The 18,959-nt window shown below is 69.3% G+C and carries 20 protein-coding genes; 10 read left to right on the forward strand and 10 right to left on the reverse strand.

Annotated elements, in window-relative coordinates; translation table 11 throughout:
* Positions 1 to 2: 2 nt before the first annotated feature.
* The gene (locus tag ACLJK8_RS00560; protein ID WP_413148004.1) at positions 3 to 1,460 is read left to right on the forward strand and encodes a heme biosynthesis protein HemY; all 1,458 of its coding nucleotides are present in this window, start codon (positions 3 to 5) and stop codon (positions 1,458 to 1,460) included.
* A 128-nt stretch (positions 1,461 to 1,588) separates the two neighbouring features.
* Here ACLJK8_RS00560 and ACLJK8_RS00565 read toward each other — a convergent pair whose 3' ends face one another.
* The 4 genes from ACLJK8_RS00565 to ACLJK8_RS00580 form a co-directional block, all read right to left on the reverse strand.
* Positions 1,589 to 2,011 carry a hypothetical protein gene (locus ACLJK8_RS00565; protein WP_413148005.1) on the reverse strand — a complete coding sequence of 141 codons (423 nt, stop codon included), beginning with the start codon at positions 2,009 to 2,011 and terminating at the stop codon, positions 1,589 to 1,591.
* Complete coding sequence (locus tag ACLJK8_RS00570; protein WP_413148006.1) at positions 2,008 to 2,634, reverse strand: DUF5671 domain-containing protein; 627 nt, start codon at positions 2,632 to 2,634, stop codon at positions 2,008 to 2,010. The genes ACLJK8_RS00565 and ACLJK8_RS00570 overlap by 4 nt, the downstream gene beginning before the upstream one ends.
* A gap of 5 nt (positions 2,635 to 2,639) precedes the next feature.
* The gene (locus tag ACLJK8_RS00575) at positions 2,640 to 2,930 is read right to left on the reverse strand and encodes a DUF1244 domain-containing protein (protein ID WP_413148007.1); all 291 of its coding nucleotides are present in this window, start codon (positions 2,928 to 2,930) and stop codon (positions 2,640 to 2,642) included.
* A 72-nt stretch (positions 2,931 to 3,002) separates the two neighbouring features.
* Positions 3,003 to 3,761, reverse strand: a complete 759-nt coding sequence (locus ACLJK8_RS00580) for an N-formylglutamate amidohydrolase (protein WP_413148008.1) — start codon at positions 3,759 to 3,761, stop codon at positions 3,003 to 3,005.
* Between the two features lie 169 nt (positions 3,762 to 3,930).
* Here ACLJK8_RS00580 and pyk point away from each other — a divergent pair, with 169 nt between their 5' ends.
* On the forward strand, positions 3,931 to 5,388 hold the full coding sequence (pyk, locus tag ACLJK8_RS00585; RefSeq protein ID WP_413148009.1) for a pyruvate kinase: 1,458 nt from the start codon (positions 3,931 to 3,933) through the stop codon (positions 5,386 to 5,388).
* A 72-nt stretch (positions 5,389 to 5,460) separates the two neighbouring features.
* Here the strand turns inward: pyk and betC are convergent, their stop codons facing one another.
* Positions 5,461 to 6,984, reverse strand: coding sequence for a choline-sulfatase (gene betC, locus ACLJK8_RS00590; RefSeq protein ID WP_413148010.1), 1,524 nt, complete (start codon positions 6,982 to 6,984; stop codon positions 5,461 to 5,463).
* Positions 6,985 to 6,994: 10 nt separating this feature from the next.
* Positions 6,995 to 7,933 (reverse strand): choline ABC transporter substrate-binding protein, encoded by a 939-nt coding sequence (choX, locus tag ACLJK8_RS00595; protein WP_413148011.1) that lies wholly within the window; start codon positions 7,931 to 7,933, stop codon positions 6,995 to 6,997.
* 253 nt (positions 7,934 to 8,186) lie between these two features.
* On the opposite strand from choX, the gene ACLJK8_RS00600 reads away from it, so the two are divergent.
* The 8 genes from ACLJK8_RS00600 to ACLJK8_RS00635 all read left to right on the forward strand — a co-directional run bounded on the left by ACLJK8_RS00600 (position 8,187) and on the right by ACLJK8_RS00635 (position 13,778).
* Positions 8,187 to 9,164 (forward strand): ABC transporter ATP-binding protein, encoded by a 978-nt coding sequence (locus ACLJK8_RS00600; RefSeq protein WP_413148012.1) that lies wholly within the window; start codon positions 8,187 to 8,189, stop codon positions 9,162 to 9,164.
* Positions 9,161 to 9,922, forward strand: coding sequence for an ABC transporter permease (locus tag ACLJK8_RS00605; RefSeq protein WP_413148013.1), 762 nt, complete (start codon positions 9,161 to 9,163; stop codon positions 9,920 to 9,922). The genes ACLJK8_RS00600 and ACLJK8_RS00605 overlap by 4 nt, the downstream gene beginning before the upstream one ends.
* A 107-nt stretch (positions 9,923 to 10,029) precedes the next feature.
* Positions 10,030 to 11,244, forward strand: a complete 1,215-nt coding sequence (locus ACLJK8_RS00610; RefSeq protein ID WP_413148014.1) for an MFS transporter — start codon at positions 10,030 to 10,032, stop codon at positions 11,242 to 11,244.
* 26 nt (positions 11,245 to 11,270) lie between these two features.
* Complete coding sequence (locus ACLJK8_RS00615; RefSeq protein ID WP_413148015.1) at positions 11,271 to 11,690, forward strand: PaaI family thioesterase; 420 nt, start codon at positions 11,271 to 11,273, stop codon at positions 11,688 to 11,690.
* A 2-nt stretch (positions 11,691 to 11,692) separates the two neighbouring features.
* The gene (locus ACLJK8_RS00620) at positions 11,693 to 11,875 is read left to right on the forward strand and encodes a hypothetical protein (protein WP_413148016.1); all 183 of its coding nucleotides are present in this window, start codon (positions 11,693 to 11,695) and stop codon (positions 11,873 to 11,875) included.
* A gap of 187 nt (positions 11,876 to 12,062) precedes the next feature.
* Positions 12,063 to 12,527 carry a 50S ribosomal protein L13 gene (rplM, locus tag ACLJK8_RS00625; RefSeq protein WP_413148017.1) on the forward strand — a complete coding sequence of 155 codons (465 nt, stop codon included), beginning with the start codon at positions 12,063 to 12,065 and terminating at the stop codon, positions 12,525 to 12,527.
* A gap of 2 nt (positions 12,528 to 12,529) precedes the next feature.
* The gene (rpsI, locus tag ACLJK8_RS00630) at positions 12,530 to 13,015 is read left to right on the forward strand and encodes a 30S ribosomal protein S9 (RefSeq protein ID WP_413148018.1); all 486 of its coding nucleotides are present in this window, start codon (positions 12,530 to 12,532) and stop codon (positions 13,013 to 13,015) included.
* A 70-nt stretch (positions 13,016 to 13,085) separates the two neighbouring features.
* Positions 13,086 to 13,778: an aspartate/glutamate racemase family protein gene (locus ACLJK8_RS00635; RefSeq protein WP_413148019.1), complete on the forward strand. Its 693-nt coding sequence runs from the start codon at positions 13,086 to 13,088 to the stop codon at positions 13,776 to 13,778.
* Between the two features lie 35 nt (positions 13,779 to 13,813).
* Here the strand turns inward: ACLJK8_RS00635 and ACLJK8_RS00640 are convergent, their stop codons facing one another.
* The 4 genes from ACLJK8_RS00640 to ACLJK8_RS00655 all read right to left on the reverse strand — a co-directional run bounded on the left by ACLJK8_RS00640 (position 13,814) and on the right by ACLJK8_RS00655 (position 18,751).
* Entirely contained in the window at positions 13,814 to 14,668 is an 855-nt protein-coding gene (locus ACLJK8_RS00640) for a D-amino-acid transaminase (RefSeq protein WP_413148020.1), read from the reverse strand.
* Between the two features lie 46 nt (positions 14,669 to 14,714).
* On the reverse strand, positions 14,715 to 15,680 hold the full coding sequence (gene dgcA, locus ACLJK8_RS00645) for an N-acetyl-D-Glu racemase DgcA (protein WP_413148021.1): 966 nt from the start codon (positions 15,678 to 15,680) through the stop codon (positions 14,715 to 14,717).
* Complete coding sequence (gene dgcN / locus ACLJK8_RS00650; RefSeq protein ID WP_413148022.1) at positions 15,677 to 16,672, reverse strand: N-acetyltransferase DgcN; 996 nt, start codon at positions 16,670 to 16,672, stop codon at positions 15,677 to 15,679. Before dgcN ends, dgcA begins: the two co-directional genes overlap by 4 nt.
* Positions 16,673 to 16,783: 111 nt before the next feature.
* Entirely contained in the window at positions 16,784 to 18,751 is a 1,968-nt protein-coding gene (locus tag ACLJK8_RS00655; RefSeq protein WP_413148023.1) for a transglycosylase SLT domain-containing protein, read from the reverse strand.
* Between the last annotated feature and the right edge of the window lie 208 nt (positions 18,752 to 18,959).

An 18,959-nucleotide genomic window follows, 5' to 3' on the forward strand; every position in this document is an offset into this window, starting at 1 on the left:
AAATGCTCTGGTCCATTCTCAAGGTCATCATCTTCGTCGCCATCGCGGTCTGCCTCGCCTATGGCGCGAGCTACCTGCTCGAAACGCCGGGCGAGGTGCGTTTCGCCTTCGGCAATTACGAGGTGCTGCTCTCGCCGCTCGGCTTCGTGATCGCCCTCGCGGTGGTGCTGCTCGCGGCGTTCCTCCTGATGAAGCTGATCGGTCTCCTCGTCGCCATCATGCGCTTCCTGCTCGGCGACGAGACCGCGCTCAGCCGCTATTTCGCCCGGAGCCGCCAGCGCCGCGGCCTCGACGCGCTCACCGATGCGATGAACGCCCTCGCCTCCGACGATGCGAAGGGCGCGATGAAGTACTCGGCCAAGGCCGAAAGGCTGCTTGCCCGGCCCGATCTGACGCAGATCATGGTCGCCCGCTCGGCCGAGCTTGGCGGCGACAAGGTGAAGGCGCGCACCTACTACAAGGAGATGCTCGCCAACCCGCGCAGCCGCTTCGCCGGTGTCGAGGGCCTGATGCGTCAGGAGCTCGCGGCGGGTGATACCGCGACGGCGCTCGAACTCGCGAAGAAGGCCTTCGCGATCCGCCCCGACAGCCCGAGCATCCTGCGCCAGCTCTTCGATCTGCAATCGCAGCGCGAGGACTGGTCGGGCGCGCGCGCGACGCTGACGGCGGCGACCCAGGCGAAGCTCCTGCCCCGCGACGTCACGGTGCGGCGCGACGCGGTGCTGTCGCTCGCCGATGCCCGCGCCCTGATCGCGAAGGGCGACACCGGCCGGGGCGGCGAGGCCGCGCTGCAGGCCAACAAGCTCGCGCCGACGCTCGTCCCCGCCGCCGCCCTCGCCTCCGCGGTCCATGTCGAGCGCGGCTCGAAGCGCAAGGCCGTGAAGGCGCTGACCACGGCCTGGGCCACCAATCCGCATCCGGATCTCGCCGCCGCCTTCGCGGCCATCGAGCCGGCCGAGACGCCGGCCCACCGCAGGAAGCGGTTCGATACCCTGATCGCAGCCAAGCCGGACGATGTCGAAAGCCATCTGCTGAAGGCCGAGCTCGCCCTCGCGGACGAGGACTTCCCGGCGGCGCGCAAGGCCATGGGCACGGTCGCCGAGACCGACCCGACGACGCGGAGCCTCGCGATCATGGCAGCGGTCGAGCGCGGAACCGGCGCGCCGGACGCGGTGGTGAGCGGCTGGCTCACCAAGGCGCTCTCCGCCTCGCGCGGGCCGCAGTGGACCTGCGAGAAGTGCAACCACGTCCATTCGCAGTGGATGCCGATCTGCGAGAACTGCGGCGCCTTCGACACGCTGGCCTGGAAACCGGCCGCGCATGCCGAGGACGCCTCGCTCTCGCAATCGGCGATGCTGCCGCTCATCATCGGGGTCGGGGACAGCCCCCCCGAGGCGGAGCTCGAGACGGTGAAGCCGATCCGGGACCCGAAGGACGAGGCGAAGGTGGTCGACGCCTGAGCACGCGAACCCGGCTTCCGCGCGCGGAGGCCGGGGCAAGCAGGCCCGCGGGAGACCGGGGCGGACGTTGGCCCCGGCACGGCTTGCCTCAACGCCGCGTATCCCGGCGCGGCCCGTCGCGGCTCTGCTTACCTCAACGCGGCGGTGACGCAGCCGGTGCTGGCGTCGAACGGCGGCCAGCCGCGGGTCCAGGCACGCGACCGGTCTTCCAGTTCACCGCAGACCCGGGCCGTGCGCGCGTCGCTCCAGGTGATCGCGTAGGCCGCGCCGGAGGAAGGGTCGCGCAGATCCGCCGCGTCGTCCGGCGAGAGGCAGGCCGGAGAGATCTCCGCGAGATCCGCGGGCTGCGCCGGGCTCGCCTCCGCGTCGCCCTGACAGATCAGCGCCCGGGCGATCTCGCGCATGTCGGAGAGCCGGTCCGCGTCGCGGCGGTCGCGCCGGCCCGAGCCGGGCCCGCCGATCAGGGACAGCGAGGCGGCGAGCACCGCGGCGCAGACGATACCGGTGACCGCCACCGCGACGCGCGCCCGGTTCAGTCCCGAGAGGCTCATTCCGCGTCCTCCCGCCGCCCGGCGCCGTAATAGGCGAAGATCGCCCCGGCGATGATGCCGACCGAGGCCGCCTTCAGCAGGAACGTGGGCGTCAGATCGCCGCCGAGGAACCCCGCGATCACCGCGACGCCGTTGCCGAGCAGCGTGGTGGCGGCGAGAAACAGCGCCCCCCAGGTCAGCCAGCGCCCGACCGCGCCGCGCCGCTGGCCGGGATCGCGTTCGGCGTCGCGCGCGAGGCCGAGACTCGTAAGCGCCCAGACCGGATAGGCGATGACCAGTCCCGCGATGGCCCAGCGGAGCGCGGCGCCATCGGCGAGATCGGGGTCGAGCGGGTCGGGCAGCCAGCGGTCGATCAATCCGAAGACGAGCAGGTTGAGGTTCACGGCGAGCATGCCGAGCGCGAAGAACATGAGCCCGTGGCGGAAGGCGTCGCGGGCCGAGACGACCGCGCGCGGCCGCGGCACCGGTGGCAGACCGGGCGCGTCGATCCATGCATGGAGCGCGGCCTCGATCTCACCCTCGCTCCAGCCCGCCTCGCGCAACGCCGAGGCGATCGCCGGACGCGACCCGCCCCGGCTCAGCGCCTCGCGCGCATAGGCGGTCAGGGCGTCGGGCGCGCGCATGGCACTCACGAATGCCCGGACTGGAACTTCGCCTTCGCTTCCGGGCTGGCCTCGGTCTGGTGGCGTTCCACCCATTCGGAATAGGGCATGCCGTAGAAGATCTCGCGCGCGGTCTCCTTGGACATCTCGATGCCCTTCTCGGCCGCGGCTTCCTGGTACCACCGGCTGAGGCAGTTGCGGCAGAAGCCTGCGAGGTTCATGAGGTCGATGTTCTGCGCGTCGGTGCGCGCGCGCAGGTGATCGCGCAAGGCGCGGAACGCCGCCGCCTCGAGCTCGATCCGGGTCTGATCGTCCATGATGGTCGCCCTCCGTCCTGTCGAGGCGGGACCATGCGCCTCGCGCGCCGCGGGGGCAAGGGCCGGGGCCGGCTAAGCGATCCCGGCTGAGGAACCCACGATGTCGCCCAGGATCGGTGCCAGCCGGGCCGCCCAGGCCTCCTGTTCCTCCTCCGCGGCGATCAGATCCTGGCGCAGTTCGATCAGCACATGGCGCAGGCCGCGCATCGTGCCGTGGCGGAACATCGTGTCGCCTTCAAGCGCCCCGCGATAGGGTTCGTTATCGCCCACCGCGATGTCGCCCTCCGCCTCCAGCCGCGCGATCAGAGGCTCCGCCATCCGGCGGTCGCGGTCCCAGAGCACGCCGACATGCCACGGCCTGGACGGCCGCGCCCTGAGCCGGGGCGTGAAGGAGTGGATCGAGATCAGCGCCGGCTCGCGGCCGTCGGCGATCATCGCATCGATCTCGGCGGTGATCGCCTGGTGATACGGTCGGTGCCAGGCATCGAGCCGCCGTTCGCGTTCCGCCTGATCGGCGTGGCGATTCCCCGGAATGATCGTCCCGTCATAGAGCCGCATCAGGAGCGTCGGATCGTATTCGCCGCGATTCGGATCGATCACCAGCCGCGAGAAGCGGGTGAGCAGCGCCGGCGCCCCGAGGCGCCGCGCCAGACCGAGCGCGACGCCGCGCGCGCCGATGTCATAGGCGATGTGCCGCTCCATCTCGGCGGCGGGCAGACCGAGATCGCCACCGGCGACCGAGGGCGGAACGCGATTGGTCGCGTGATCGCAAAGCACCAAGATCGGTGCCCGGCCGGCACCGTTCACACGTTCAAAGGCGGGGTCCTGCATTCGGTTTCCGGTTCTGGAGGTGATGCGCGGTGTCGGACCGGGCGGCATTTTCGTTTCGGTTTCAACCGTCACGAAACTTTTTCCTTTTCGCGCGTTTTTTTTCGTTTATCCTCGGCCGCGTTCAGTTATAAGGGAGCCACTCACCCAACGGGATGTGGATGGCTTTCGCATGAACACGCTCCGCCGGCAGCGCAATGTCAAGATCGTTGCAACACTCGGACCCGCGTCCGACACCTACGAGATGATCAAGAGCCTCTGGCTCGCAGGGGCGGACGTGTTCCGCCTCAACATGAGCCACGGGACGCAGGAGGATATCGCCCGGCGTCACGGCATGATCCGCGAGCTCGAGAAGGAGCTCGGCCGGCCGATCGGCATTCTCGCCGACCTGCAGGGTCCGAAGCTCCGCTGCGGTGTCTTCGCGAACGGGCCGGTGCTGCTCCAGGAAGGGCAGAAGTTCCGCTTCGATCTCGATCCGGCCGAGGGCGACGAGAACCGCGTCTGCCTGCCGCATGAGGAGATCTTCGCGGCGCTGGAGCCCGGATCGACGCTTCTCGTCAATGACGGCAAGATCCGGCTCCGCGTCAGCGACTGCGCCGCCGATTATGCGAATACCATCGTCGAGGTCGGGGGCGAGATCTCGAACCGCAAGGGCGTGAACGTGCCCGACGTGGTGCTGCCGCTCGCCGCGCTCTCCGAGAAGGACCGCAGCGACCTCGAATTCGCCTGCGCGCTCGGCATCGACTGGCTGGCGCTCTCCTTCGTGCAACGCGCCCGCGATGTCTACGAGGCGCGGGAACTGGCCGACGGCCGGGCCGCGATTCTGTCGAAGATCGAGAAGCCGGCGGCGGTCAAGGCCTTCGCCGAGATCCTGGAGGCGTCGGACGGCATCATGGTCGCGCGCGGCGACCTCGGCGTCGAGCTCCCCGTTCACGAGGTTCCGCCCATCCAGAAGCGGCTGACCCGCGGCTGCCGCGCGGTCGGCAAGCCGGTGATCGTCGCGACGCAGATGATGGAGAGCATGATCACGGCGCCCGTCCCGACCCGCGCCGAGGTCTCCGATGTCGCGGCGGCGATCTACGAGGGCGCGGACGCGGTGATGCTGTCGGCGGAAAGCGCCTCGGGCGACTATCCGATCGACGCCGTGCGCACGATGAACAACGTCGCGATCTCGGTCGAGAGCGACCCGACCTATCGCCAGATCATCGAGGCCCAGCGCGTGCCGTTCCGCCAGCGCGTCGCCGACGCCATCACCGTGGCGGCGCGCGAGGTGGCCGAGACGACCCATGTCGCGGCGATCTGCTGTTTCTCGCATTCCGGCACCACGGCGCTCCTGACCGCGCGCGAACGGCCGCGGGTTCCGATCATCGCGCTGACCCCGCTGATCGGAACCGCCCGGCGGCTGGTGCTGAGCTGGGGCGTGCATTGCGTGATCACCGAGTCGGTGGACCGGTTCAAGGGCGCCGTGGTCAACGCGGCGCGGGCGGCGCGCGACGACGGTTTCGCGACCGAGGACGACAAGATCGTCGTCACCGCCGGCATCCCCTTCGGCAAGCCGGGCACGACCAACATCCTGCGCGTCGCGCCCTGCAACGAGCAGGCGATCTTCGAGGGCGGCGCCGAGGACTGAGAACGGGCCAGGGTGGGCGCTTCGCTCACCCACCCCTCCTTCGCACCCCCGGCGCGGGGCATATCGCCCGCCTCAGCCCAGCAGCGCGCCGTCCGCGTCCCGCGGGCCGCGCTGGCTTTCCTCGACCACATTGAGATCCATGTGGTTGCGCATGAAGGCCTGCGAGGCATCCGTGCGCGGCTGGAACTCCCACGGGAAATGCACCCCCTCCCGCGAGGCGGCGTAGACGAGCCGGCGGCGCGCCTGGCTTGCCCGGACCTCCGCGTCGAGACGCGACAGGTTCCAGCGATCCCGCGCGAGCGCGGTCAGCCGGGCCAGCGTTTCGGCATGGTCGGGATCGCCGGCGAGATCGCGGAGCTCCGCCGGGTCCGCCTCGAGATCGTAAAGCAGCGGCGGGTCGGCCTCGCAGAGAATGAGCTTGAAGCGGCCATCCCTCAGGCAGACGAGCGGCGCGACCGAGCCCTCGGCCGCGTATTCGAGCGGCACCGGCCCGCGGTCGAGGCTCTCACCCCGAAGCGCCGGGGAAAGATCCACCCCGTCGCAGTCGAGCGGCGCCGCGTCCGCGAGCGCGGTGAGCGTCGGTGCGACATCGAGCGCCGAGACCGGCGTCTCGATCCGGCGGGGGAGAATGCCCGGCCCCGCGAAGAAGAGCGGCACCCGCGCCGAGCCCTCGTGGAACCCCATCTTGAACCAAAGCCCGCGCTCTCCCAGCATGTCGCCGTGGTCGGAGGTGAAGACGATGACGGTCTCGCCGGCCATGCCACTCGCCTCCAGAACCGCGAGGATCTTGCCGATCTCGGCGTCCACGTAGGAGGTATTGGCGAAATAGCCGCGCCGCGCATCGCGGATGTTCTCCCGCGTCACCGGCGTCGCGTCATGCTCGCAGGCGTCGAGAAGCCGTCGCGAATGCGGGTCCTGCCCGGCATAGGGGATCGCCGGGACCTCGGGGTCGAGCGCCGGGCAGTCCTCGTAGAGATCCCAGAACTCCCGCCGCGCGACATAGGGGTCGTGCGGATGCGTGAAGCTGACCGTCAGGCACCAGGGGCGCCGATCCTTGCGCCGCGAGAGGTCGCGCAGCCGGGCCCGGGCGTGGAACGACACCGCGTCGTCGTATTCGAGTTGGTTGGTGATATCCGCCACCCCCGCGCCGGTGACCGAGCCAAGGTTGTGGTACCACCAGTCGATCCGCTCGCCCGGCTTCTCGTAATCCGGCGTCCAGCCATAATCCGCCGGGTAGATGTCGGTCGTCAGCCTCTGCTCGAAGCCGTGAAGCTGGTCGGGGCCGATGAAATGCATCTTGCCCGAGAGCGCGGTCTGGTAGCCGCCCGCCCGCAACGCATGCGCGTAGGTCGGGATGTCGGCGGCGAAATCCGCCGCGTTGTCATAGACGCGTGTGCGGCTCGGCTGGAGGCCCGTCATGAAGGAGGCGCGCGCCGGGGCGCAGAGCGGGCTGGCACAATAGGCATTGGCGAAACGCGCCGATCTCTCGGCCAGCGCGCGCAGGTTCGGCACGCGGAGAAACTCCGCGGGCCCGTCGGGGAACAGCGTCCCGGTCAGTTGATCCACCATCAGGATCAGGAAATTCGGCCTTGGCATCCGGGATGACCTAGAGACCGAGCTCGGCCTTGACCGCCGCCAGGCCGGGTTCGCCCGCGAGCGTCGTCACATCGGCGAGCCAGGCATCGAGCTGGGCGGGATTGGCCGCGATCCAGTCCTGCGCCGCCTCCTCGGCGGACATGCCGTCGTCGAGGATCTTGCCCATCAGCACGTTCTCCATGTCGATCGTGAAGACCAGATTCCTGAAGAATTGCGCCGCGTTCGGGCATTCTCCGGCCCAGCCGGTCCGCGACAGCGTATAGACCTCGGCGCCGCCGAAATCCGGGCCGAAATACTTGTCGCCGCCCGAGAGATAGGTGATGTCGAACTTCGTGTTCATCGGATGCGGCGCCCAGGCGAGGAAGACGATCGCGTTCTCGCCCCGCTCCGCCCGCGCGACCTGCGCCAGCATCGCCTGTTCGCCGGAGTCGACCAGGCTCCAGTCGCCGAGGCCGAAATCGCCGGAGTCGATCATGTTCTGGATATTGGTATTCGCCGGCGCCCCGCTCTCGATCCCGTATATCTCCGAGCCGAAATCCTCGGCCCGGGCGGCGAGATCGGCGAAGTCGCTGACACCGCTCTCGGCGACGTAGCTCGGCACGGCGAGAGTGAATTTCGCCCCGGTCAGGTTCTTCACCAGGACCTCAGCCGCCTGCGCCGAATCGAGGTCGTCGCGGAAACTCTGCTGCGCCGGCATCCAGTTGCCGAGGAAGACATCGGTATCGCCGGCCTTCATCGCCTCGTAGCCGATCGGCACGGAGAGCGTCTTCACATCGGCCTCGTAGCCGAGCGCGGCGAGCAGCACGCTCGCCACGCCATTCGTCGAAGTGATGTCGGTCCAGCCCGGGTCCGACATGCGGATGGTGCCACAGCTTTCGGGATCGGCCGCCAGCGCCTGGACGGCTGGCAGGGCAAGCGCGAGGGTGAGCGCGGGAGCGAGGTGCTTCATGAGGCGGAGTTCCCTTCGATTGGCGGCACAAGGGCCGCTCTGGCAAGGCCTGACAAGGCGCGGGCGTCGGCGCCGCCGGTGCCCGCGCGATAGGATGACCATCGTACCCGCGCTCGGGTTCCGGAACCGGCGTTTCCGCTCCCCTCAGGCGTTCTTGATCGGCGAGTCAACCAAAGAGCCGGCGCGCCGCCTGGTCAACCCTTTCCATTCCCGCCGCCCGCGCTATGTTCGCGCGGGCTTGGGAGGTATCCGCATGTCCAGCATCGTATCCGTCGAACAGGTCCGGAAGACCTATCCGACCGGTCTGACCGCGCTGCACGCGGTCGATCTCGAGATCCGCGAGGGCGAAATCCTCGCGCTGCTCGGGCCGAACGGCGCGGGCAAGACCACGCTCATCTCGATGATCTGCGGCATATCCACCATCACCTCGGGCAAGATCCTCGTCGGCGGGCACGATGTCTCGGTGGATTTCCGCCCGGCGCGCAAGATGATCGGGCTCGTGCCGCAGGAGCTCAACATCGAGATCTTCGAGAAGGTCCGCGACACGGTCGCCTTCACCCGCGGCCTCTTCGGCCTGCCGCCGGACGAGGACTACATGCGCGAACTGCTGACCCGGCTCTCGCTCTGGGACAAGCGCGACGCGCGCATCCGCGAGCTTTCCGGCGGCATGAAACGCCGCGTCCTGATCGCCAAGGCCCTGTCGCACCAGCCGCGCGTCCTCTTCCTCGACGAGCCGACGGCGGGTGTCGATGTCGATCTGCGCCGGGACATGTGGGAGATGATCGACGAGTTGCGCACCCGAGGCACGACCGTCGTGCTCACGACGCATTACATCGAAGAGGCTGAATCGATCGCCGACCGCATCGGCGTGATCAACCAGGGCCGCATCCTGCTGGTCGAGGAGAAGGACAGGCTGATGCGCCGGCTCGGGCGCAAGCGGCTGACCCTCGAACTCGCGGAGCCGCTGACGGCGATCCCCGAGGCGCTGGCGCCCTATGGGCTCGAGCTTTCCGAGGACGGGCGGGAACTTGTCTATGTCTACGACCGCGCGGCGGAGCGGACCGGTATCGCCTCGCTGCTGCGCGACATGGGCGAGGTGGGCATCCGGCTCGCCGATCTCAGGACCGCGCAGGATTCGCTCGAGGACATCTTCGTCGATCTGGTGCGCCGGCGCCCCGAGAATGACGAGCCGACGCCCGAACCCCTGACAACCGCGGAGGCACCGGCATGAACTGGCGGGCCGTCCTGGCGATCTACCGCCACGAGATCGCACGCACGCTGCGCAGCATCCTGCAGAGCATCGTGTCCCCGGTGATTTCCACCGCGCTCTATTTCGTCGTCTTCGGCGCGGCGATCGGCGGGCGCATCCAGGAGGTCGAGGGCATCCCCTATGGCGCCTTCATCGTGCCGGGGCTCATCATGATGACCGTGCTGACGCAGAGCGTGTCTAACGCCTCCTTCGGCATCTACTTCCCGCGCTTCACGGGGACGGTCTACGAATATCTCTCCGCCCCGGTCTCGCATATCGAGATCGTGCTCGGTTTCGTCGGGGCGGCGGCGACGAAATCGCTGGTGATCGGGCTCATCATCTTCGCCACGGCGCATCTCTTCGTGGAACTGCCGGTGCTCCATCCGGTCTGGATGATCGGCTTTCTGGTGCTGACCTGTGTCACCTTCAGCATGCTCGGCTTCATCATCGGCATCTGGGCCGCGAATTTCGAGCAGTTGCAGGTGGTGCCGCTCCTCGTCATCACGCCGCTGGTCTTCCTCGGCGGCAGCTTCTACTCGATCTCGATGCTGCCGGGGATCTGGCAGACGGTGGCGCTGTTCAATCCGGTGGTCTATCTCGTTTCCGGCTTCCGCTGGGCCTTCTTCGGGATTTCGGACGTGAGCCCGGGCATCTCGCTTCTCGCGGTCCTCGGCTTCATGGGCATCTGCCTCGCGATCACCTGGTGGATCTTCCGCACCGGCTACCGGCTCCGGACCTGAGACGGGGCATCGCCTCCGGATGCTCGCTGACCGGGTGACACGAGATTGACAAGCCCGGCGCGGCGGGAGACGGTCTCAACCTCGCCCTCCCCGCCTCCGGGACCATCATGACCACCACCGCCGACTCCCGCCCCGGCACTGACGAGACGCGCACCGCCTATGCGATCCTGTTCGCTCTCTGCGCCTGTCATCTGCTGAACGACACGATCCAGTCGCTGCTTCCGGCGATCTATCCACTCCTGCGCGAGAACTACGCGCTGACCTTCACCCAGATCGGCGCGATGCATTTCGCCTTCCAGGCGACGGCCTCGCTCCTGCAGCCGATGGTCGGGCTCTACACCGACCACCGCCCGAGCTTCCGGCTGTTGCCGCTCGGGATGGCGGCGAGCCTCTCGGGGCTGCTCCTGCTCGCGGGGGCGCATTCCTATGCCATGCTGGTGCTGGCCGCGATGCTGGTCGGGCTCGGCTCCTCGATCTTCCACCCCGACGCCTCGCGCTATGCCCGGGCGGCCTCCGGCGGGCGCTACGGCTTCGCGCAGTCGGTGTTCCAGGTCGGCGGCAACGCGGGCACCGCGCTCGGGCCGCTGCTCGCCGCCTTCATCGTTCTGCCCTTCGGCCAGTCGAGCATCGCCTGGTTCTCGGTGCTGGCCTTCATCGGCATGGCGCTGCTCTGGCGTGTCGGAAGCTGGGCGCGGGCCCAGCATCTCGCCGCCCGGGCCCGGCCCGCGCCGGTCCGCGTCTCGGCGCTCCCGCCCGGAGGCGTCCGCGCCGCGCTCGCGATCCTGCTGCTGCTCATCTTCTCGAAACATGTCTATGTCGCCAGCATGGTGTCCTATTACACCTTCTTCCTGATCGACGAATTCGGCGTCTCGGTCCGCACGGCGCAGCTCCTGCTCTTCCTCTTCCTCTTCGCGATGGCGATCGGCACCTATATCGGCGGGCCGATCGGCGACCGGGTCGGACGCAAGGCGGTGATCTGGGTCTCGATCCTCGGCGTCCTGCCGTTCACGCTGGCGCTGCCGCATGTGCCGCTTGGCGTGGCGGCGGTGCTCTCGGTCCTGATCGGGCTCATCCTCGCCTCGGCCTTCTCGGCGATCATCGTCTATGCCCAGGCGCTGGTGCCGGGGCGGGTCGGGCTGATCTCGGGCCTCTTCTTCGGCTTCGCCTTCGGCGTGGCGGGCGTCGGCGCCGCGCTGCTCGGGATGCTGGCCGACTGGCAGGGCATCGGCTTCGTCTTCCAGCTCTGCGCCTTCCTGCCGGCGATCGGCCTTCTGACGGTGTTCCTGCCCGACGAGGGGAGGCTCACGCGACTGGCGAATTAGGAGCTCAACAGGAGGTGAGGATGGGCATGGAGCTGAAGCTGTCGGCGGATGAGCTCGCCGGCTACATCGACGAGATCTTCCCGCAGGTCGCGGGCCGGTTCGAGATCCTCGACCTGGAACCTCGCCGCATCCGCGTCCGCATGCGCGCCAATGACTCCGACCTGCGCCCCGGCGGCACGGTCTCGGGGCCGAGCCTCTTCATGCTGGCGGACTGCGCCTTCTACATGGGGCTGCTCGCCGCCATCGGCCGGGTCCCGCTCGCCGTCACCACCAACTGCGCGATCGACTTCATGCGCAAGCCGGCACCGGGCGGCCTCATCGCCGAGGCGCGCATCCTGAAGCTCGGCCGGACGCTCGCGGTCGGCGACGTGCTTATCTTCTCCGGCGGCCAGCCGGAGCCGATCGCGCGGGCCGGTCTGACCTATTCGATCCCGAAACCCGAGTAGCGATGCGGATACTCCTTTCGATCATCATCGCCGTGCTGATCGTCGCGCTGGTGACACGGGCTGGCAGCGTCTGGCGGCTCCTGATGATCCTGCTCGGTCTCGTCGCGGTCTACACGGTCCTGAAGCTGACCGGCGTGGTCGATTCGTTCGACCCGCGCGGCGCCTGGGGAATTCTGGGGGGCTGACGTGACACCTTACTTGGGGTAATATAATACCTTTATCACAACAGACTGATTTTAAACAATAAAACACAAGCCATCTCGATTGACGGCGCCGGTGAAATCGCTAGAAAGGCGCCTCGTTCAGAACGGTCGAAAGGTGGCGTGGAGTCCCGGCCGACCCCCGAAGGTCCAGACACGGGATCCAAGCACGATGAAGACCTATTCCGCCAAGCCGGCCGACTTCGACAAGAAGTGGGTCGTGATCGACGCCGAGGGGCTCGTCCTCGGCCGCCTCGCGAGCCTCGTGGCCATGCGCCTGCGCGGCAAGCACAAGGCGACCTTCACGCCGCACATGGACATGGGCGACCATGTCATCGTCATCAACGCCGACAAGGTGCAGCTCACGGGCAACAAGCGCGCCGACAAGCGCTACTACTGGCACACCGGCTATCCGGGCGGCATCAAGCACCGCACCGCCGGCCAGATCCTCGAAGGCCGCTTCCCGGAGCGGGTGATCGAGAAGGCCGTGCAGCGCATGCTGCCGGGCGGCCCGCTCAGCCGCGCCCAGCTTGGCCACCTCAAGGTCTACGCCGGCGCCGAGCATCCGCACGCCGCCCAGAATCCGGAGGCGCTCGACGTCGCCGGCATGAACCCCAAGAACACGCGGAGCGCCTGATCATGGCCGAACTCACCTCTCTCGATCAGCTGAAGGACGCGGTCGCCGAGACGCCGCTCGCCACCGAGGCCGCCCCGACCCGCGAACCGAAGCGCGACAGCCTCGGCCGCTCCTATGCCACCGGCAAGCGCAAGGACGCGGTCGCCCGCGTCTGGATCAAGCCGGGCTCGGGCAAGGTCGTCGTGAACAAGAAGGACATGGACGTCTATTTCGCCCGTCCCGTGCTGCGCATGGTGATCGGCCAGGCCTTCACCGTCGCCGGTGTCGAGGGCCAGTTCGATGTCTACGCCACCGTCAAGGGCGGCGGCCTTTCGGGCCAGGCCGGCGCGGTCAAGCACGGCATCAGCCAGGCGCTGCAGCTCTATGAACCGAGCCTCCGCCCGGCGCTGAAGGCCGCGGGCTTCCTGACCCGCGACAGCCGCGTCGTCGAGCGCAAGAAATACGGCAAGCGCAAGGCACGCCGGAGCTTCCAGTTCTCCAAGCGCTGATCCTTCGCACGATTTCTGCTACGGAAGGCGCCGGGGAAACCCGGCGCCTTTTGGCTTTCGGGAGTGTGGAATGAAGACCATCGGCCTGATCGGCGGCATGAGTTGGGAGAGCTCGGCCGAATATTACCGGATCATCAACGAGGAGACCGCGAAGGCGCTCGGCGGCACGCATTCGGCGCGAAGCCTGATGCTGTCGGTCGATTTCGGCGAGATCGAGGCGGCGCAGCATCGCGGCGACTGGGATGCGCTGGAGGCCGAGATGGTCGCCGCGGCCAGGGCGCTGGCGGCGGGGGGCGTGGATTTCATCGTGCTCTGCACCAATACGATGCACCGTTTCGCCGAGGCGATGGAGCGGGCGGCGGGCATTCCGCTCCTCCACATCGCCGATCCGACGGCGGAGGCTATCCGCGCGGCCGGGCTCTCCCGCGTCGGCCTGCTGGGCACGGCCTTCACGATGGAGCAGGACTTCTACAAGGGCCGGCTCGGCTCTCGCCACGGGCTCGACGTGCTGGTGCCCGAGGCGGAAGACCGCGCGCTGGTGCACCGGGTGATCTACGAGGAACTGGTGCTCGGGACGGTGCGCGAGGCGTCTCGGGCGGATTACGCGGCGGTGATCGGCCGGCTCGTGGATCGCGGGGCCGAAGCGGTGATTCTCGGCTGCACCGAGATCATGCTGCTGGTCCGGCCGGAGGACAGCGCCGTGCCGCTCTATGACACGACGACGCTTCATGCGAAGGCGGCGGTGGGGCGGGCGCTGGCCTGACGGCCTGCGGGATCACCGCTTTCAGATCCTGGCCTTCAGATCGCGCTCTTCCGCGCGTCGGCGACATAAATCTCGCGCAGTCGCGCCGCGACCGGACCCGGCACGCCTTCCCCGATCAACAAGCCGTCGATCTCCACCACCGGCGTCACGAAGGAGGAGGCGGAGGTCACGAAGGCCTCGTCCGCCGCCTTGGCCTCCTCGACGGTGAAGGGACGTTCCTCAAGCCGCATCTGGGCCTCCCGCGCCAGCCGCAGCACGGCGGCCCGCGTGATCCCGTGCAGGATCGAGTTGGAGAGGTCGCGGGTGATGATCGTGTCGCCTGCGACGATATAGGCGTTGTTCGACGTGCCCTCGGTCACGACGCCATCCTCCACCATCCAGGCGTCGTCCTTGCCCACCCGTTTCGCCGCCATCTTGCAGAGCGACGGCGCGAGAAGCTGCACGGTCTTGATGTCGCGCCGGCCCCAGCGGATGTCCGGGACGGTGATGATGCGAAGCCCCTCCCGGCCCGCGGGCTTGTCGACGAGCGGCCCGGCCTGGGTGAAGGCGACCACGGTCCGGGGCGTCTCGGCGGGCGGAAAGATGAAATCCCGGTCGGCGGCGCCGCGCGTCACCTGCAGGTAGACGAGCCCTTCTTCGAGCGCGTTCCGCGCAACGAGCTCGCGATGCATCGCGAGGAACTCGGGCTCCTCCATCGGCGGCGCGATACCGAGTTCCCCGAGCGAGCGGCGCAGCCGCGCCATATGGCCCGGGAAATCGACGAGCCGGCCCTCCAGCACCGACACCACCTCATAGACGCCATCGGCGAAGAGGAAACCGCGGTCGAAGACGCTGACCCGCGCCTCTTCCTCGGGGACGAAATCTCCGTTCACGAATACGGCGCGGCCCATGCTCATCCTCAGACTTATCCCCAGATTCCCGGACTTATGCCCAGAGTTATCCCCAAAGCTCCGACGTGCTCGGATGCACGCCCGAGCCGTCGTATTCGAGCGGATGCGCGCGATCGCGGGCCAGCAGAAGAGGCCCGTCGAGATCCGTCAGCACCGCGCCCTGCGCCACCAGCACCGCGGGCGCCATGGCGAGCGAGGAGCCGACCATGCAGCCGACCATGACCCCGTAACCGGCCGCGCGCGCGGCGTCGCGCAGCGCCAGCGCCTCGGTCAGCCCGCCCGTCTTGTCGAGCTTGATGTTCACCATGTCGTACTTGCCGATCAGCCCGGCGAGCGACGCCCGGTCATGGCAGCTCTCGTCCGCGATCACCGGCAGCGGCCGCGCCATCTCGGCGAGCGCCCCGTCCTCGCCCGCCGGCAGCGGCTGCTCGACCGCCTCGACGCCGAGCCGGACCAGGGCGGGCGCGAGCTGCGCGTAGAGATCCGCGCTCCAGCCCTCGTTCGCATCGACGATGATCCGCGACTTCGGCGCGCCGTCCCGGATGGCTTCGAGCCGCACGACATCGTCCTCGCCGCCGAGCTTGATCTTCAGGAGCGGACGATGCGCATTCTTCCGGGCCTCCGCCCGCATCACCCAGGGCTCGGCGAGCGAAAGCGTATAGGCGGTGATCTCCGGCCCCGGCCGCGCCAGCCCCGCGAGTTCCCAGACCCGCTTGCCGGCCGCCTTGGCCTCCCGGTCCCAAAGCGCGCAATCGACGGCGTTCCGCGCTGCTCCGGCCGGGAGAAGCTCGGCGAGCGCGGCGCGGTCGATCCCCTCCGGCAGTCCGCCGATCTGCTCCGCGACGCTCGCGAGCGTCTCGCCATAGCGGGCGTAGGGCACGCATTCCCCCATGCCCGTCACGCCCCGGTCCTCGGCCCGCACGGTCAGCACCCGCGCCTCGGTCTTCGAACCCCGGCTGATCGTGAAGACCTGCGCGAGCGGAAAGGTGTCTTCGCCGACGCTGATCCTCACTTCAGCGCATCCACCAGACGAGCGGCGCCGTTTCGGAACGGATCGACCGTCGGCAGCCCCATCAGCGTCTCGACCGAGGCGAGGTAATCCTCCGCCTCCCGCTCCGCCAAGCCGGCGGTGTTGATCGAGATCCCCGCGACATAGGCCGCCGGATTGACCATCCGCGCCATGGTGAGGGAGAGATCGCGCAAGGCTTCGAGGCTCGGCAGCGGATAGTCGGGCAGGCCGCGCAGGTGCTTTCGCGTCGGCTCATGGCAGAGCACCAGCGCATCGGGCTGGCCGCCATGGATGAGCGCGAGCGTGACGCCGGAATAGGAGGCGTGGAACAGGCTCCCCTGCCCTTCGATCAGGTCCCAATGATCGGGGTCGTTGTCGGGTGTCAGCCATTCGATCGAACCGGCCATGAAATCGGCGATCACCGCGTCGAGCGGCACGCCCGCGCCGGTGACGAGTATCCCCGTCTGGCCCGTGGCGCGGAAGGTCGCCTTCATGCCACGCGCCCGCATTTCGCGATCCATCGCGAGCGCGGTGTACATCTTGCCGACCGAGCAATCCGTCCCCACCGCGAGGCAGCGCTTGCCGGCGCGTCTCTTGCCGTTCGCGATCGGGTATCTCACATCCGGCACCCGCACGTCATGCAGCTTGCGGCCCGTCGCCATCGCCGTCGCGGTCAGTTCCAGCTCGTCCCGGAGCAGGTTGTGCAGGCCCGACGCGAGGTCGAGCCCGTGTTCCATCGCCGAACGCAGGACCTCGATCCAGGCGGGCGAGATCGTGCCGCCCCGGTTCGCCACGCCCACGACCAGCGTCCTCGCTCCGGCCGCGGCCGCCTCGGCGAGCGTCATGTCCGGCAGGCCCATGTCGGCGCGGCAGCCGGCCATGCGGAACTGCCCGATCGCCGCGTCGGGCCGCCAGTCGCGGATGCCCTGCGCGACCTTCGCCGCCAGCGCATCCGGCGCGTCGCCGAGGAACAGCAGGTACGGACCGTCGATCATCACTCGCTCCATGGCATCGGGAAGACGGCGGGGCGCCATCGGGGGAGCGTTTCTCACCGGAAGTCCGCCGTCAAGGCCTCACCCCGCGCCGGGGCGCGCGGCCCTCGGGGCTCAGCCCGCGCCCCCGATGTCGGCGGCGAGCCGGATCGGCCCGGGCCCGTTCAGCCGCGCGCGGTAGATCTGCATCCCTTCGAGCACCCGCATCACGTAGTTGCGGGTCTCGGCGAAGGGGATCTCCTCGATCCAGACCACGGGGTCGATCCCCGGCTGACGCGGATCGCCGAATTCCGCCACCCACTGCTCGACCCGCCCCGGCCCGGCGTTATAGGCCGCCGTGGCAAGGACATAGGAGCCGCCGAATCGTGCCAGCATCCGCGCGAGATAGCCGGTGCCGAGCCGGGCGTTGTAGATCGGGTCCGCCGTCAGCTTCGCCCGGTCGTAGTCGAGCCCTTCGGATCGCGCGACGGTCTCGGCGGTCGCGGGCATGAGCTGCATCAGCCCGCGCGCGCCCGCGCCGCTGCCGGCGCGCGCGTTGAACTCGGATTCCTGCCGCGCGATCGCCATCGCCCATTCGGTCGGAACCGGCCAGCTTTCCCGCGTCATCCGGTGCGGCGGGTAGTACTGGGCGGGCAGGACCATCCCCTCCGCCGCCGCGTCCTTGGCGACGCGAAGCCCGATATGCGGCCGCCCGCCGTCGATCGCCATCTGCGCCAGCGCGGCGCGCTCCTCGGGGTTCCGCCCCTCGGCGGCCCGGCGGAAGAACCGCGCCGCCGTCGCGTCGTCACCCGCGAGCACGAAGAGCGTCCCGGCCCGCGCCACCGCGCCGCTCGTCGCGGGCGCGGCCTGCCAGTTTTCCGGCTCCGCCACCGTGGCGAGCCCGGGATCGAACTCGACGCCGGCCTCCTCCGCCGCGAGCTGGCCATAGAAGCTCGTCTGATGCCGGGCCCCCTCGCGATAGGCCGCTTCCGCCGCCCGCGCGTCACCCGCCGCCGCCTCGGCCCGCCCGAGCCAGTAGCCCGCGCGGCCGAGGCTGATCGGCGTGCCCACGAGGGTGGCGAATGTCCGGAAATGCCCGATCGCGCGCTCCGGGTCGTTCATCCGGGTGAGCGCGATGAACCCCGCCAGCCATTCGGCATCGGCGTAATCGGCGCCCGAGGTGCCATGACCCGAGGCCGCGAGCCCGTAGGCGGTCTCGACATCGCCCCGGTGCAGCGCGTCGCGCGCGAGATTGGCCCGCCGCTCCATCCACATCTCGGGGCGGCCGAGCGTCTCGGCCGAGGTCGACTGTTCGAGCATGTATTCCGCCGCGTCCTGCCAGCGGCGCTGCTTCACCCGGTAGAGATAGCGCTCATAGGCGAGACCCGGGTCCTGCGCGAGCGGCTCCGGCACCGCCTCGATCAGCGTCATCAGCCCCTCCACGTCGCGCCGCACCCCGATCCGCGCCCGGCCGAGCGCCTGCCAGTCCTCGGGTACGTAAGGCAGCATGGCTTCCGCCTGTTCAGTCAGGCCGCGCCAGAGCAGCATGTCGAGCCGTTCGACATCATGCGGCGCGACGACCGCCTCCCAATCGGCGCGGACCCCGGCCTGATCCAGGCCGTTCATCGCCATCGTCGTCCAGGTCCGGGCGATCAGGTCCCGCGCCTCGCTGTCCCGGCCGAGCGCGGCCAGCGCGTTGGCGAGCCTCAGCGCCCCAGCCGGGGTCAGCGGGGCCGCGTCGCCGAAGAAGGCCAGGACCGCTTCGGGCGCGAGGCTCTCCGGCATCTTCGCCTCCGCCCGGCGCCTGATCCGCTCCAGGCCCGGCCAGTCGTCCTCGCGGGCGAGGAAGTCCCGATATTCCTCGAACCGCGCCACGCCATCGGTCAGCCGGACCCAGAGGATGATGTCGGCGCCGACCTTCGCATCCGCCGCCCGCGCGCGGGCGAGCGCCGTGGTCCAGTCGCCCGCGCGCGCCTCGCCCATCGCCTCGGCGAGCGCGCGGCCATCGGGCGGCGGCGTCTGGGCCGACGGATCGTTGGTCGGAACGAGCGTCAGGGCCGCGAGGACCGCGGCGGCGGGAAGCAGACGGTGGTTCAGGGTCATCAGGTGCCTCGGGACATGCGCGCCCGGGTTGGCCCGGCGCCGCCGGCGTCCCGGTTTCGTGTGAGGCCGACAATAGCAGACCGCCCGCGCCAAGTCAGCCGCGCGCCGGTGCCCGGCGGTCGCGGCGGCGCCATCCGGCGCTTGCGGCGGAAAGGTTTCGCGACTAGGGTCGCGCCGGTTTTCGGGCGGCCGCCCGCGGATGGTCGGC

The sequence above is a fragment of the Amaricoccus sp. W119 genome (assembly GCF_047275745.1).
GTDB lineage: Bacteria > Pseudomonadota > Alphaproteobacteria > Rhodobacterales > Rhodobacteraceae > Amaricoccus.

Excerpts from the sequence above, each read along its gene's own strand:
- rplM (WP_413148017.1), top strand. The coding sequence starts at position 12,063 with ATGAAGACCTATTCCGCCAAGCCGGCCGACTTCGACAAGAAGTGGGTC.
- dgcN (WP_413148022.1), bottom strand. The coding sequence starts at position 16,672 with ATGATCGACGGTCCGTACCTGCTGTTCCTCGGCGACGCGCCGGATGCG.
- betC (WP_413148010.1), bottom strand. The coding sequence starts at position 6,984 with ATGCCAAGGCCGAATTTCCTGATCCTGATGGTGGATCAACTGACCGGG.
- pyk (WP_413148009.1), top strand. The coding sequence starts at position 3,931 with ATGAACACGCTCCGCCGGCAGCGCAATGTCAAGATCGTTGCAACACTC.
- ACLJK8_RS00575 (WP_413148007.1), bottom strand. The coding sequence starts at position 2,930 with ATGGACGATCAGACCCGGATCGAGCTCGAGGCGGCGGCGTTCCGCGCC.
- ACLJK8_RS00610 (WP_413148014.1), top strand. The coding sequence starts at position 10,030 with ATGACCACCACCGCCGACTCCCGCCCCGGCACTGACGAGACGCGCACC.
- ACLJK8_RS00565 (WP_413148005.1), bottom strand. The coding sequence starts at position 2,011 with ATGAGCCTCTCGGGACTGAACCGGGCGCGCGTCGCGGTGGCGGTCACC.
- ACLJK8_RS00655 (WP_413148023.1), bottom strand. The coding sequence starts at position 18,751 with ATGACCCTGAACCACCGTCTGCTTCCCGCCGCCGCGGTCCTCGCGGCC.
- ACLJK8_RS00580 (WP_413148008.1), bottom strand. The coding sequence starts at position 3,761 with ATGCAGGACCCCGCCTTTGAACGTGTGAACGGTGCCGGCCGGGCACCG.
- ACLJK8_RS00635 (WP_413148019.1), top strand. The coding sequence starts at position 13,086 with ATGAAGACCATCGGCCTGATCGGCGGCATGAGTTGGGAGAGCTCGGCC.
- ACLJK8_RS00605 (WP_413148013.1), top strand. The coding sequence starts at position 9,161 with ATGAACTGGCGGGCCGTCCTGGCGATCTACCGCCACGAGATCGCACGC.
- ACLJK8_RS00620 (WP_413148016.1), top strand. The coding sequence starts at position 11,693 with ATGCGGATACTCCTTTCGATCATCATCGCCGTGCTGATCGTCGCGCTG.
- ACLJK8_RS00560 (WP_413148004.1), top strand. The coding sequence starts at position 3 with ATGCTCTGGTCCATTCTCAAGGTCATCATCTTCGTCGCCATCGCGGTC.
- ACLJK8_RS00615 (WP_413148015.1), top strand. The coding sequence starts at position 11,271 with ATGGAGCTGAAGCTGTCGGCGGATGAGCTCGCCGGCTACATCGACGAG.
- ACLJK8_RS00570 (WP_413148006.1), bottom strand. The coding sequence starts at position 2,634 with ATGCGCGCGCCCGACGCCCTGACCGCCTATGCGCGCGAGGCGCTGAGC.
- choX (WP_413148011.1), bottom strand. The coding sequence starts at position 7,933 with ATGAAGCACCTCGCTCCCGCGCTCACCCTCGCGCTTGCCCTGCCAGCC.
- ACLJK8_RS00640 (WP_413148020.1), bottom strand. The coding sequence starts at position 14,668 with ATGGGCCGCGCCGTATTCGTGAACGGAGATTTCGTCCCCGAGGAAGAG.
- rpsI (WP_413148018.1), top strand. The coding sequence starts at position 12,530 with ATGGCCGAACTCACCTCTCTCGATCAGCTGAAGGACGCGGTCGCCGAG.
- ACLJK8_RS00600 (WP_413148012.1), top strand. The coding sequence starts at position 8,187 with ATGTCCAGCATCGTATCCGTCGAACAGGTCCGGAAGACCTATCCGACC.